This is a genomic window from Ruegeria atlantica (assembly GCF_947495585.1).
Taxonomy (GTDB): Bacteria; Pseudomonadota; Alphaproteobacteria; order Rhodobacterales; family Rhodobacteraceae; genus Ruegeria; species Ruegeria atlantica_G.
Map to the genome: position 1 here is coordinate 511,621 of NZ_CANLZK010000001.1, position 12,969 is coordinate 524,589.

Annotated in this window: 13 protein-coding genes; 5 read left to right on the forward strand and 8 right to left on the reverse strand. The window is 58.5% G+C overall.

Annotated elements, in window-relative coordinates:
- The first annotated feature begins 86 nt into the window (after positions 1–86).
- Positions 87–851, forward strand: a complete 765-nt coding sequence (locus tag QMP16_RS02470; protein ID WP_282151097.1) for a 3-keto-5-aminohexanoate cleavage protein — start codon at positions 87–89, stop codon at positions 849–851.
- A 2-nt stretch (positions 852–853) separates the two neighbouring features.
- Positions 854–2,176 (forward strand): aspartate aminotransferase family protein, encoded by a 1,323-nt coding sequence (locus QMP16_RS02475; RefSeq protein ID WP_282151098.1) that lies wholly within the window; start codon positions 854–856, stop codon positions 2,174–2,176.
- A gap of 88 nt (positions 2,177–2,264) precedes the next feature.
- Here QMP16_RS02475 and infC read toward each other — a convergent pair whose 3' ends face one another.
- The 7 genes from infC to cobA form a co-directional block, all read right to left on the reverse strand.
- On the reverse strand, positions 2,265–2,846 hold the full coding sequence (gene infC, locus QMP16_RS02480; RefSeq protein ID WP_199520007.1) for a translation initiation factor IF-3: 582 nt from the start codon (positions 2,844–2,846) through the stop codon (positions 2,265–2,267).
- Positions 2,847–2,973: 127 nt separating this feature from the next.
- Entirely contained in the window at positions 2,974–3,807 is an 834-nt protein-coding gene (locus QMP16_RS02485) for a ferredoxin--NADP reductase (RefSeq protein ID WP_058271890.1), read from the reverse strand.
- Between the two features lie 107 nt (positions 3,808–3,914).
- Entirely contained in the window at positions 3,915–4,322 is a 408-nt protein-coding gene (locus tag QMP16_RS02490) for a DUF934 domain-containing protein (protein WP_113788883.1), read from the reverse strand.
- A complete protein-coding gene (locus QMP16_RS02495; protein ID WP_109311607.1) occupies positions 4,319–5,080 on the reverse strand; it encodes a phosphoadenylyl-sulfate reductase in 762 nt (253 codons plus the stop codon). Before QMP16_RS02495 ends, QMP16_RS02490 begins: the two co-directional genes overlap by 4 nt.
- Entirely contained in the window at positions 5,070–6,734 is a 1,665-nt protein-coding gene (locus QMP16_RS02500; RefSeq protein ID WP_282151099.1) for a nitrite/sulfite reductase, read from the reverse strand. The genes QMP16_RS02495 and QMP16_RS02500 overlap by 11 nt, the downstream gene beginning before the upstream one ends.
- Before the next feature lie 68 nt (positions 6,735–6,802).
- The gene (locus QMP16_RS02505) at positions 6,803–7,117 is read right to left on the reverse strand and encodes a DUF2849 domain-containing protein (protein WP_282151100.1); all 315 of its coding nucleotides are present in this window, start codon (positions 7,115–7,117) and stop codon (positions 6,803–6,805) included.
- Positions 7,117–7,893: a uroporphyrinogen-III C-methyltransferase gene (gene cobA, locus QMP16_RS02510; RefSeq protein ID WP_282151101.1), complete on the reverse strand. Its 777-nt coding sequence runs from the start codon at positions 7,891–7,893 to the stop codon at positions 7,117–7,119. The genes QMP16_RS02505 and cobA overlap by 1 nt, the downstream gene beginning before the upstream one ends.
- A 143-nt stretch (positions 7,894–8,036) precedes the next feature.
- Here cobA and QMP16_RS02515 point away from each other — a divergent pair, with 143 nt between their 5' ends.
- Positions 8,037–8,516 carry an Lrp/AsnC family transcriptional regulator gene (locus tag QMP16_RS02515; RefSeq protein WP_058271489.1) on the forward strand — a complete coding sequence of 160 codons (480 nt, stop codon included), beginning with the start codon at positions 8,037–8,039 and terminating at the stop codon, positions 8,514–8,516.
- On the opposite strand, the gene QMP16_RS02520 is transcribed toward QMP16_RS02515, so the two are convergent.
- Positions 8,513–9,694 carry a cytochrome P450 gene (locus QMP16_RS02520; RefSeq protein ID WP_282151572.1) on the reverse strand — a complete coding sequence of 394 codons (1,182 nt, stop codon included), beginning with the start codon at positions 9,692–9,694 and terminating at the stop codon, positions 8,513–8,515. The genes QMP16_RS02515 and QMP16_RS02520 overlap by 4 nt on opposite strands.
- A 47-nt stretch (positions 9,695–9,741) precedes the next feature.
- Here QMP16_RS02520 and QMP16_RS02525 point away from each other — a divergent pair, with 47 nt between their 5' ends.
- Entirely contained in the window at positions 9,742–11,475 is a 1,734-nt protein-coding gene (locus tag QMP16_RS02525; RefSeq protein WP_282151102.1) for a sensor histidine kinase, read from the forward strand.
- On the forward strand, positions 11,472–12,701 hold the full coding sequence (locus tag QMP16_RS02530) for a sigma-54-dependent transcriptional regulator (RefSeq protein ID WP_282151103.1): 1,230 nt from the start codon (positions 11,472–11,474) through the stop codon (positions 12,699–12,701). The genes QMP16_RS02525 and QMP16_RS02530 overlap by 4 nt, the downstream gene beginning before the upstream one ends.
- Positions 12,702–12,969: the final 268 nt, after the last annotated feature.

The following is a 12,969-nucleotide window of genomic DNA, read 5'->3' on the forward strand; positions in this document are numbered from 1 at the left end:
CGAAAGAAAACAAATGTTATGAAAGATGTAAATTGAAAACGCGCCTAAGGTCCTTAACTGGGTTAAAAGTTGAAAAGGGTGCTCTTATGTCCAAAACACTGCCGCAATCGCATACGCCCTATGTTCTGGTGGCGCCGAACGGCGCCCGCAGGGGGCATGCGGATCACGCCCAGCTTCCGGTGTCGGTGCAGGAGATCGTATCGACTGCACAAAGCTGTTTTCGGGCCGGTGCAAATGGGATTCACCTGCATGTGCGCGATGAACAGGGGCAGCATTCTCTGGATGCCGGGCGTTATCTTGAGACGATGTCCGAGTTGCGTCGTGCCGTGCCAGAGATGGATGTTCAGATCACGACCGAGGCGGCGGGTATCTTTGATGTCCCGGCCCAATTGCACTGTTTGCAGCAGGTAAAGCCAAAATGGGCTTCGATCTCGGTCCGGGAAATCGCGCGCGCGCCGGACCTCGCGGATAAGGTTTACGGCCTGTGTGCCGAGCAGGGAACGCGTGTTCAGCATATACTCTATAACGATGAAGACGCAGCTCTGCTGGCTGACTGGCAAGCCCGCTGTATCGTCCGCGATGGGCAAACTGATCGGCTGTTGGTTCTGGGGCGTTACACCTCGGGGCAGGAATCCGCACCAGAAGACCTTGATCACTTTCCGCAAACCCACTCCAGTTGGATGGTCTGTGCATTTGGAAAGCAGGAACATGTTTGCCTAAAAACGGCTGCGGACCGTGGCGGGGATGTGCGGGTTGGATTTGAAAACAGTTTGACCGACCAGGACGGAAGTACCTGGGCGAACAACGCAGCGTCGGTGTCGGCGCTGGTCGCGGCTTTGAAAGGACCTTAGCAATGAGCCACGTTTTTCCTCGTCATACCAAATCGAACCTGCCGGTCGCTGTTGGGGGCGACGGGTGTTACCTGATCGACGATCAGGGGCAACGCTATCTGGATTGTGGTGACGCTGCGGTGTCGTGCCTCGGGCATTCGAACCCGGCGGTTATCGAGGCCGTGCAGCAGCAGGTCGAACAGATCGCTTTTGCACATACCGGTTTCATGACATCCGAACCTGCTGAGGCACTGGCTGATCTGTTGGTGGAACACGCGCCTGGTGATCTGGACCGTGTGTATTTCGTCTCAGGCGGGTCCGAGGCGACCGAGGCGGCGATGAAACTCGCCCGGCAGTATTTCCTTGAAATCGGTCAGCCTGAGCGTCGCCGGGTGATCGCGCGGCGGCAGAGCTATCACGGGAACACTTTGGGCGCGTTGTCGGCTGGAGGTAACGAATGGCGACGCGCGCAATTTGCGCCGATGTTGATCGAGATGACACATATCGCGCCCTGTTTCGAATACGCTGAAAAGCCGGATACTGAGAGCAGCTTTGACTACGGCCAGCGCGTCGCGAATGAGTTGGAGGCCGAGATCCTGCGCTTGGGTCCTGAATCGGTTATGGCGTTCATGGCAGAACCCGTCGTGGGGGCAACGCTGGGTGCGGTTCCTGCCGTTGAGGGGTATTTTCAGCGTATTCGCCAGATATGTGACCAATATGGCGTTTTGTTGATTCTTGATGAAGTCATGTGTGGCATGGGGCGGACCGGGCATTTGTTTGCCTGCGATCATGATGGGGTTTCGCCGGACATTCTGTGCATCGCCAAAGGGTTGGGTGCTGGATACCAACCGATTGGTGCGATGATGTGCACCGGGAAAATCTATAATGCAATCCGCGACGGGTCCGGGTTCTTTCAGCATGGTCACACCTATATTGGTCACCCGGTTGCGACAGCAGCGGCCCTGGCCGTTGTCACCGAACTGACCACGCGCGCGTTGCCCACGCGCGCCGGCGTCATGGGCGACAAGCTGCAAGAAGCGTTGCAGGCCGAATTCGGACAGCATCCGAATGTCGGGGATATCCGCGGCAGGGGGCTGTTTCGAGGGCTGGAGTTGGTGGCTGACCGCGAAACAAAAACGCCGTTTGATCCGGCTCACGGCGTTGCGGGCAAAATCAAGAAAGCCGCCTTGGCCGGGGGGCTGATCTGTTACCCCATGGCCGGTACACGGGATGGGCGGGTTGGGGATCACGTCCTGCTGGCTCCGCCGTTCATCATAGAAGACGCGCAGATAGACGAGCTTGTGGGCAAACTTAGTCGGGCGATCTCGACCTCGATCCCCGGCTGAAGCGCCGCGTGGTCTGTGCCTCAGAACCAACAAAAAAACCCTGTCAGAGCTGATCTGACAGGGTTTCAAATTCGATATGCACAGGGATTTATTTCTGTGGCAGCGGACCGATCAGCATAATCATCTGACGGCCTTCCATCTTCGGCATGTTTTCAACTTTGCCGATCTCTTTGGTGTCGGCCGCAACACGTTCCAAAAGCTCGCGACCCAGGTTTTGGTGCGCCATTTCACGGCCGCGGAAACGCAGGGTCACTTTGACCTTGTCCCCGTTTTCAAGAAACTTGAACACATTCCGCATTTTCACGTCGTAGTCATGAGTATCAGTGTTGGGTCGGAATTTGACCTCTTTGATCTCAATGATCTTCTGTTTTTTGCGGGCTTCGGCTTCGCGTTTCTGCGTCTCGTACTTGAACTTACCGAAGTCCATAATTTTGCAGACCGGCGGGTTTGCGTTGGGCGAAATTTCGACCAGATCAAGACCGGCATCAACTGCCATCTGCATGGCTTTGGCGGGATGAACCACCCCGACATTTTCACCTTCAGCGCCAATCAGACGGATTTCGGGGGCACGGATCTTATCATTGACGCGGGGGCCGGTGTCTCTTTGCGGCGGCGCGTTGTGAGGTCTGCGGGCTATGGGTTCATTCCTTTGATGATTGCAGAAATTCAAGGCCGGAATTTAGACTGGCCTGCACGCCGATTCAAGCGGCATAAGTACAGGCCAGCCCGAAAAATCGGGGTTTGTCAGAGGTTTTTCGCCAGTCCGGGGCCAAATGCCCCGGATCCGGTGCATCGGGTTAACCAACAAAGGCTTTTTCGATGACAAATTCCTTGGGTTCGGAATTGGCACCTTCGCGCAGGTCGAACTCTTCCAGAATCTTTTTGATGTCCAGGTTGAAGGCCAAAGACCCGCAGACCATCGCGCGGTCGGTTTCTGGTTTGATGCCGCCTTCGATGCCCAGATCAGCAAAAACCGTGCCGTCTTTCAGCAATTCGGTGATGCGGCCCATCTTGGGACTCTCTTCCCGGGTCGTGGTCGGGTAGTAGCGGATCTTGTCGGCAAAGCCTTCGCCCATCAGTTCGGCTAGCATTTCGTCCTGACGGATGCTTTCGATCAGCTGACGGCCATATTCCAGTTCACCCACTTCGCGGCAGGTATGGGTGATGATGACTTCGTCGTAATCCTCATAGGTCTGCGGCTCGCGCAGCAACGAGGCGAAGGGCGCAAAACCGGTGCCGGTGGCAAAGAACCACAGGCGTTTGCCGGGCAACAACGCGTCATGCACCAGCGTGCCAACAGGCTTGGGGCGCAGGATGATCTGATCGCCCGGTTTGATGTGCTGCAGCTTCGAGGTCAGCGGACCGTCCTGCACCTTGATCGAGTAGAATTCCAGCTCTTCATCCCACGAAGGCGAGGCGATGGAATACGCGCGCAGCAGCGGCTTGCCGTTGTCGCCCAGCAGGCCGATCATCACGAACTCGCCCGAACGGAAGCGAAGCGAGGCGGGACGCGACACCTTGAAGGAAAACAGGCTGTCGGTCCAATGTTTGACGTCTGTTACGGTCTGTGCGTCCGGAAGGACGGGGGCCTTGACGGCGGTTACTTCGGTCACGGGTTTCATCTCTGTCATCGTTTCACTATCGGCTGGGTAAACCGACATCTCCGTTTAATCTTTGATCCAAGTCAGGAAAAGGGGCTAAATGCCCCTTTGAAGTCACAAGCTGGCGATTGGCGGGGTTAGCCGCGCAGGCGGGCCTGATAGCTATGATCTTTCCAGTTGGCGCGGGCCAGCCACTGATCTTCGGGCTGGCGATTGGCCAGTGCGTCGTCGATTTCGACCTCATCGAACCCGCTGCGGCGCGCCATGGCGTACTGGTCGGCCAGAACGTGGCCCCTGGCCCGCAGGCGGCCTGTGAAACCTTTCAGGCGCAGCACGCGCGCGATGGTAAAGCCGCGGCCATCCGCCGAAGACGGGAAGTCCACGCGGACCATGCGGGCGCTGCCCAGGCGGTCAACCAGTTCATCAGGATCAGTGTCCGAGGCCACGTCCAGCGCAACCACATCATTGGCAGCGTCCTCAAGCGTGACAAAGCCATCTGTCCAGTCGTCAGGGGCGAACCCCTCATCCGTAACGATTACGTTCATGTTTTCTCTCCTGCGCGCACCATCTTGCCGTCGACAAAATGGATGCCGCATTCTTCTTTGTTCTGATCGCGCCAGCGTCCGGCGCGGGGGTCTTCGCCTTCTTTGACCGGCGAGGTGCAGGGCGCACAACCGATCGAGGGGTAACCTTTGGCCACCAGCGGATGCCGGGGCAGGTTGTTTTCATCCATATAGGCGCGCACGTCTTCGGGCGCCCAGTGGGCCAGTGGGTTCACCTTGATCCGGCCAGTGCCGTCCTCGACCTCAAAGAAGTCAAGCGCGGCGCGTGTGCCAGACTGGAACCGCTTCCGACCCGAGATCCAGCCGTCATAGCCTGCCAAAGCACGCTGCAGCGGGAAGGTTTTGCGCAGGTTGCAGCAAGCATCCGTGTCGCTCAGGCGCAAAGCGCCGTATGGGTCTTCGCGCTGAACATCCTCATCATCTGCGCGGATGATGTGAACGTTCTTCAGGCCAAGCCGATCTGAAACGTCCTGCTGATATTCCAGCGTTTCGGTGAACAGCATCTGCGTGTCCACAAACAGGACCGGCGTGGCTTTGTCGACCACGGCTGCCATGTGCAACAACACCACCGACTCCGCCCCAAAGCTGGAGACCAAAGCAAGCTCTTCGATTGCCTCCAACGCGCCATGCATGACGTCATGGGCACTGTGGTGGCGGAACTGGGTGTTCAACGCTTCGACCTTTTCGGTCAGCTCAGCGCGGTCGGCCCCCAGTTCCGTCTGGATCAGGTCAAGCGGCATTCGCTCGCGCCTCGGGGTAGAGGGCTGCCTTGAACGGTGCCATGCCTACGCGGCGATAGGTTTCAAGGAATGTCTCTTCGGCGCTGTCACGCTGTTCCAGATAGGTTTCGACGATGCGTTCGACGGCAGGCACGATCTCATCATAGGCAAAGCCCGGGCCGGTCCGGTCGCCAACGGCTGCAGTTTCAGTCGCGTCACCACCCAGAGTGATCTGGTAGTTCTCGACGCCTGCGCGATCCAGACCCAGGATGCCGATGTGACCGACATGGTGGTGACCACATGCGTTGATGCAGCCCGAGATTTTGATCTTCAGGTGACCAATGTCATGCTCAAGCTTCAGATCATCGAAACGGGTCGCGATTTCCTGTGCAACCGGGATCGAACGCGCCGTTGCCAGTGCGCAGTAATCCATGCCGGGGCAGGCGATGATATCGCTAATCAGGCCGATATTGGCGGTTGCCAGTTCGTACTCTTTCAGCTTCGCATGGATCGCGGGCAGGTCCGACTTGTGGACATGCGGCAGGATCACGTTCTGCTCGTGGCTGATACGCAGCTCGTCATGGGCGAACTCTTCGGCCAGATCGGCCATTACGCGCATTTGCTCAGCAGTCGCATCGCCCGGAGTCTGACCGTGTTTCTTGATCGAGATAGTGACGATCGCGTGATCCGCGTTCTTGTGCGGCGCGATGTTGGTGTCGACCCACGACCGGAAGACCGGATCATTGGTGTAGGCGCTTTCAAACGACGCAACCGAGGCTTCACGGAAAGTTGGCGGGGCAAAGTGACCCTTGATCTCTTCAAGCAGGTTCATATCCGCGCCTTTGAACTGCGGGCGGACCTTCAAGAAGCGCTCGTTCACCTTGGCGCGGATCGCGTCGATGCCATGCTCATGCACGGTGATCTTGATGCGGGCTTTGTACTTGTTGTCGCGACGGCCGATCTGGTTCCAGACCGAAACGGTGGCTTCGAGATACGCGAGCAGGTCGTCAAAGGCGACGAACTCGGACAGTTCTTTACCGATCATCGGCGTACGGCCCAGGCCACCACCCACGATAACGCGGGCACCCAGAACGCCGTCACGCTCAACCAGTTGCAAGCCGATGTCATGCGCCTTGATCACGGCACGGTCGTTTTCCGAACCGGTGATGGCGATCTTGAACTTACGCGGCATGAACTGGAATTCCGGGTGGTCGGTCGACCACTGGCGCAGCAGCTCGGCGTAGGGACGCGGGTCAGCGACCTCATCCGCCGCAGCACCGGCGAAATGGTCGGCGGTCACGTTGCGGATGGTATTGCCCGAGGTCTGAATGGCGTGCATGCCAACCTCGGCCAGCGCGTCCAGCATGTCTGGCACGTCGTTCAGTTTCGGCCAGTTGTACTGGATGTTCTGACGGGTGGTGAAGTGGCCATAACCCTTATCCCACTTCTCGGCCAGCAGGGCCAGTTGACGCATCTGCGCGCTGGACAGCGTGCCATATGGGATGGCGACCCGCAGCATGTATGCGTGCAGCTGCAGATACAGGCCGTTCATCAGGCGCAGCGGTTTGAATTCATCTTCGGTCAGCGAGCCGTCAATGCGGCGCTCGACCTGCGCGCGGAACTGCGCGTTACGTTCTGCCAAAAATGCTGTGTCGAACTCGGAGTAGCGATACATGATTAGCTGTCCTTAGTTGCAGCCCCGAACCGTGGGGCCTTGAGTAGGGGAGAGAGACGGGCCAGAGGTCAGGCCCGGGGCTGCGGGGAAGTTTCCTGTTTGCCGTGGGCATAGTTGGACGGACCAGTGCGGCGGAAGTCTTCCCGGAAATGGGTGGGCTCGGGGCCATTGTCGCCGGCAATAGCGTCGGCCAGATATGCCCCGACAATCTTGTTGGCCTGGCGCGAGGCATCCAGAAGACGCACCTGCGCGTGGGCTTCGTCGGTGATCAACTCGGCCTCGGTCAGCTCGCGTGACCACTGATCGTCTTCGGTCAAATAGATGACGTCACCTTTCAACAGGTCGTTGGCGGTCACCACTTTAGGGGTAAAAGCGCGGGCCATCAGGCGTGTTCCTTCTTAAATTCGGTCAGGGCCGCGGTAGTTTGGCGCGGGGCGAGGCCATAAAAGGTCAGGGTGGGGCCATCCATATCGGCGGCGTTCAAATCGGTGGGCAACTGGTCCAGCGTTGTTTCCAGAATGCGCTGATCGGGACGCGTGGCGTTTTCGATCAGCGTCACCGGTGTTTGGCGATCTGCGCCGTGCATGATCAGGCGGCCCTGAATGAAACGAGCGGACTTTTTTCCCATGTAGATCGCGGCCACCGAACCGGTGCGCGCCAGCGCGGTCCAGTCGTGATCGGCAAAGCCCTTCATGTCGTGGCCTGTCAGAAAGCGGACCGACGAGTTGCGCCCACGCCGTGTCAGGCTTTGACCGATTCCGGCAACGGCCGCCGAAGCGGCGGTGATGCCCGGAACAATCCGCCACGAGATACCAGCAGCCTCAACCGCCTCGATCTCTTCATCCAGACGGCCAAATACGGTCGGGTCGCCGGACTTCAGGCGCACGACGCGCTGACCTTTCAAGGCGTGCTCAACCAGCAGGGCGTCAATGTCTTCCTGTTTCCACGATGGGCCGAAACCGGCCTTGCCGACATCGACCAGTTGGGCGGTCTTGCCGGCCAAGGCCAGGACCTCATCACTGATCAGACGGTCATGCAGAACAACATCCGCGCGCTCGAAGGCGTTCAGTGCCTTGAGCGTCAGCAATTCCGGATCGCCCGGACCCGCGCCGACAAAGTCGACATGTCCTGTGCCATCATATGATTGCGTAAGCTGCATTTCGTGTCCCGAGTGTGGTTTGACTTGTGTTGCAATATAGGAAATATTCCCGCCAATACGCCATATAGGCGAACAAATAAGGACAAATGTTCCACGCCAACGGCAAAACGGGACATTGGTTTCGAAACGAAGGGAAATTTGGAATGTCGGTGCGGATTGATGATACGGATCGGAAAATTCTGGTCGAGCTGCAGCGGGACGCCAGTCAATCGCTGGACGAAATAGCCGCTCGTGTCGGCAGTTCCAAGACGCCGGTCTGGAATCGGATACGCAAGCTGAAAGGGGCCGGTGTGATCGGGCAGCAGACCGTTTTGCTGGACGCCGAAGCGCTGGGATTTGAAGCTACGTTTTTTGTTCTGATCCGCACCTCAGAGCACGAGGCTGACTGGCAGCACAAGTTCCTCAAGGCCCTGCGCGACAGGCCCGAAGTGCAAGAAGCGCATCGGCTGGCCGGGGACATTGACTATATCCTGAAGGTGCGGGTCAAGAACGCGCGAGCCTATGACGAATTCTATCAGGCGCTGATTTCAGAAGTGCGCGTGCACAACGTGACTGCCTTGCTGTCGATGGAAGAGATCAAGTCCACCACCATGTTGCCACTGAAAGCGCTGATCGAAAGCTAGGTCTGCACCATCAGTTTGGTCAGCCCGTGGAAATGGTACGTGTTCGAAAACTCGGGCTCGGTGCTCAGGCGCAGGTTCGGATATCTGTCGAACAGCGTGGACAGTGCGATGCGCATTTCCATCCGTGCCAGAGGGGCGCCAACGCAAAAGTGCAGGCCGCCACCGAAACTGGTGTTCGTGACGATGGCGCGGGTGGGATCAAACCTGTCCGGGTCGCTCCAGACGGCAGGATCCCGGTTCGCAGCGCCCAATAGTAACGCGACCTCATCACCACGTTTGAAACTGTGCCCAAATGCGTCGATGTCTTCATAAGCATAGCGGGTGAACATGTGCAGCGGCGGGTCATAGCGTAAAACCTCTTCTACCGTGCGGTCGATGGTGCCCGGCGCAAAGTATTGCGGTCCGATGCCATTTTGCAAAACGGTCTTCACGCCGTTTCCAAGTGAATGCACGGTCGCTTCGTGCCCGGCATTCAAAAGCAGGATGCAGGTGGCGACCAGCTCTTCGCGTGAGAGCTTGTCGCCATCTTCTTCGGCCACGATCAACCGTGTGATCAGATCGTCCTGCGGATCGCTGCGGCGCTGCTCGATGTAGTCGATCAGAAAGTCGGTGAATGCTTGAGATGAGGCTGCGGCAGCGGTCTCAGTCTCGGGCGTACGGCTGGCTTGATACATCGCCACCATATCATGTGACCAGCGGAGTAGGCTGGGTGACATATCCTCGGGCACGCCCAGAAGGCGGCAGATCGTGATGACCGGAACTTGGGTGCAAAAGGTAGAGAGCAAATCGAACGGTTGGTCGGGAAATGCGTCAATCAAAGAATGGGTTAGGTCGTGAATCGAAGGTTCCAGCGCCGATATGGCACGCGACGTGAATGCCCGCATCACCAATGCGCGCAAACGTGTGTGTCTTGGCGGTTCGGCTTCCAGCAACGAATGCGCCTCGACCGCCAGCCAAGGGGCAAGATGCGCCGGACCTGGGGTTCGCATTTCTTCGGGTACTTCCCGACCAAAGCGGCGGTCTTTCAAAAGCGCCGAGACCGCCCGGTGTGATACAGCCGCAACTTTCCCATAGTCCTCCCAATAGACCAGATCACCGCACGCGCGGGCCTGATCATAGAACGGGTAGGGGTTCTGCACGAATTCCGGATCGACCGGAGATTGAAATACCGTCTTCATGCGGCGCAGACTTGCCATGCGGCGCGCCGAATGCAAGACCCTATATCATGCAACGCGTTTGGGTCATTCTGGGATTTTTGTTTGCTGTCGGCCTGTTGACCGCAGGGGTCTGGTCCTATGGCTATCGTCAAGCGCTGTCGCAGCTCAGCGAAAAGGCCGAGGCTGACCTTGAACTGGCTGCCGACCGGCTCAGCACTCAGATGCAGGTCTATCAGGAACTGGCCGTGCTGATGGCCACGCATCCGGTCTTGCGCGCCCTAGAGACACCGGTGCAACAACGGGCTGCGCGCGCGATATTGCTGGACGTCGCCGACAAAACCTCGGCCGTCAACATGATGTATCTTGACCGAAGCGGGCAGGTGCTGGCCTCGGCGCAGCCGGTTGTGTGGCCAAACATGGCGAACCACCCCGCGTTTCGGCGCGCATTGCAAGGCGCAATGGGCAGCGCGCATGGGGTTGTGGAAAGCAGCGGGGATCGCACCTATTCCTACGCCGCCCCGGCCTTTGGCGATGCTGGTCAGGTCGAGGGTGTATTAATCGTTGTGGCCGATGTGCAGGATGTGGAACAGACCTGGCGCGGCAGTACCGAGGCGGTGTTCTTCACCGACGGGGACGGTGTCGTGTTTATCTCAAACCGATCGGATTTGTTGTTTTGGCACCGGGATGAGGGTCAATTGGGCCTGACACCGCCAGACGGCGGGGTGGTCGATTTTGCCTCGGTTCTGGTCGGTCCGCACGAGGTCTGGGAACTGAATTGGGGGCGGTATCTGCCCAGCCGCGCATTACATCTTATGTTGGACCTGCCTGTCATTGATATGACAGCTGAGGTTCTGGTCGATGTGGCCCCCGCGCAGCGTTTGGCGGGGTTGCAGGCGGCGACCGTTGCTGCAATCTGTCTGGCCTTCGGCGCGCTGTTGTATCTGGCGACCGAACGCAGGCGCACATTGGCCGAGGCCAACACGATTCTGGAAAGCCGGGTCGCGCAACGGACGCATGCGTTGACAGCTGCAAACACCGCGCTGCGCCATGAAGTGCGTGAACGTGAAGACGCAGAAGAGGCTCTGAAACACGCTCAGGAAGAGCTGATCCAGGCCGGTAAACTCAGCGCGTTGGGCCAGATGTCGGCGGGTATCAGTCACGAGCTGAACCAACCGCTGATGGCGATTCAGCAATTCGCAGATAATGGCGCGGCTTTTCTATCCCGCGGCCGGGATGAGAAAGCGTCGGAGAACCTGACGCGTATCTCTGCCATGGCGGCGCGCATGGCGCGCATCATCAAGAACCTGCGCGCCTTTTCGCGCAACGAAAGTGAACCGATGGGCAAGGTTAACCTAGTTCAGGTGATCGATACGGCGGTCGAGTTGACCGAGGCGCGGTTGCGGACCGAGGATGTCCGTATGGACTGGGCCCCGCCCAATAACCCGGTTTACGCATGGGGCGGCGAGGTGCGGTTGGTTCAGGTGTTCGTCAACCTGATTAACAATGCCGCCGACGCGATGAGTGGGCAAAACGACCGCCTCATCCGCATTGCGATCGACCGCGGCGACAAGCTGGCCGTGACTGTCCGCGATATCGGCCCGGGCATCGAAAACTCGGAAAAACTGTTCGAACCGTTCTATACGACCAAGGCTGTCGGATCCTCTGAGGGGATGGGGCTTGGGCTTTCGATTTCGTATGGTCTGGTGCAAAGCTTTGGAGGTAATATCCGGGGCGCAAATCTGGACACCGGGGCATTGTTTACGGTCGAGCTTGAGCCTTTCACGGAGCACGAGGTCGCATGACGCGGAAAATTCTACTGGTTGATGACGACGCTGCCGTCCGCGAAGCTTTGGCTCAAACGCTTGAGCTGGCAGATTATGATCCGGTTACGGCGGGATCCTTTGTGGCAGCTAAAGACCATATTCGCGCCGACTTTCCGGGTGTGATCGTTTCGGACATCCGTATGCCGGGCCGGGATGGATTTCATCTGCTGAACTACGCGCGTGAGGTTGATCCAGATTTGCCCGTTGTTCTGTTGACCGGTGAGGGCGACATCCCGATGGCGGTGCAGGCCATGGGACAGGGAGCTTTTGACTTTCTGGAAAAGCCATGTGCGGCGGCGGACCTGCTGCCCGTGTTGGAACGAGCCTTTGACGCGCGCGCGCAGGTGATCGAACAGCGTGCCCTCAAATCAGAGCTTGAGCGCGGCGATCCGGCAGCGCGGCTTTTGTTCGGCCTGTCCGCACAGGCCGAGGCCCTGCGTGAACGGGTCCGATCCGTCGCCCCCACCGGGGCAGAAGTTCTGGTAACCGGGCCACCGGGCAGCGGGATATCGAAGGTGGCCGAAGTCGTTCATCTGATGTCGCCGGTCGGGCAGGGGCCGTTCGTCAAGCGCCCGGCCTCAGGGCTGACGCCCGAGGGGTTGGTACGCGTGTGCGAAGATGCGGCCGGTGGGTCGTTGTTCTTGGATGAGGTTTCGGCCATGCCAGACGCCACGCAATACGCCGCGCTTGAAATGATAGAGCAGGGCACCGGTTCACGGATTGTCGCGGGAACAACCGCAGATCTGGCGGTGCTGTCAGAGCAGGGCCAATTCAATGCCGACCTGTTTTATCGCCTGGATGTCATGCGTGTGCGCATCCCGTCGCTGGCGGAACGACCCGAAGATATTCCAGTGATCTTTCGCCATTATGTCGCGCAAGCGGCGGAACAGGCGGGCATTGCCGAACCCGAGATTACCTCGGAGCAACTTGCGTCGTTGATGGCCAGCGATTGGCCGGGCAATGCAAGATCGCTGATGTCGGCGGCGATGCGGTTCGTGTTAGGGATGCCGGAAGAGGTTGCACGTGCCGCTGATCTGGGGCTGAACGAGCAAATGGCGCGCGTAGAGCGGTCGTTGTTGATTGCGGCACTGGGTCGGCACAATGGCAAAGCCTCGGATGCGGCAAGTGCGTTGAAACTGCCGCGCAAGACTTTTTACGACAAACTGGCGCGCTATCAGATTCGCCCAGAAGACTATCGGCGCTAACGGGGGCACCCGCCGCCTTTGGCCGCATTATCATGCATTTAAAGCCGTTCGGCCGGGAAGCCTGCATCTGCAGGCTGCGGGTGGTCACCAGAGAATCAGGGGGTGAGTCGCTCGATCTGATTCGAAGTGCGTGCGGAAATCCGCACAGCCGGGGGAATAAATGTGCGGATTTTCGCACAACGTGTAGTGTCACTACCTTTTGATGGCGAGGAAGAGCCTTGTAATAGTATGAAATAAAACAAAAATACTTGATATTTCCGAATTTCGA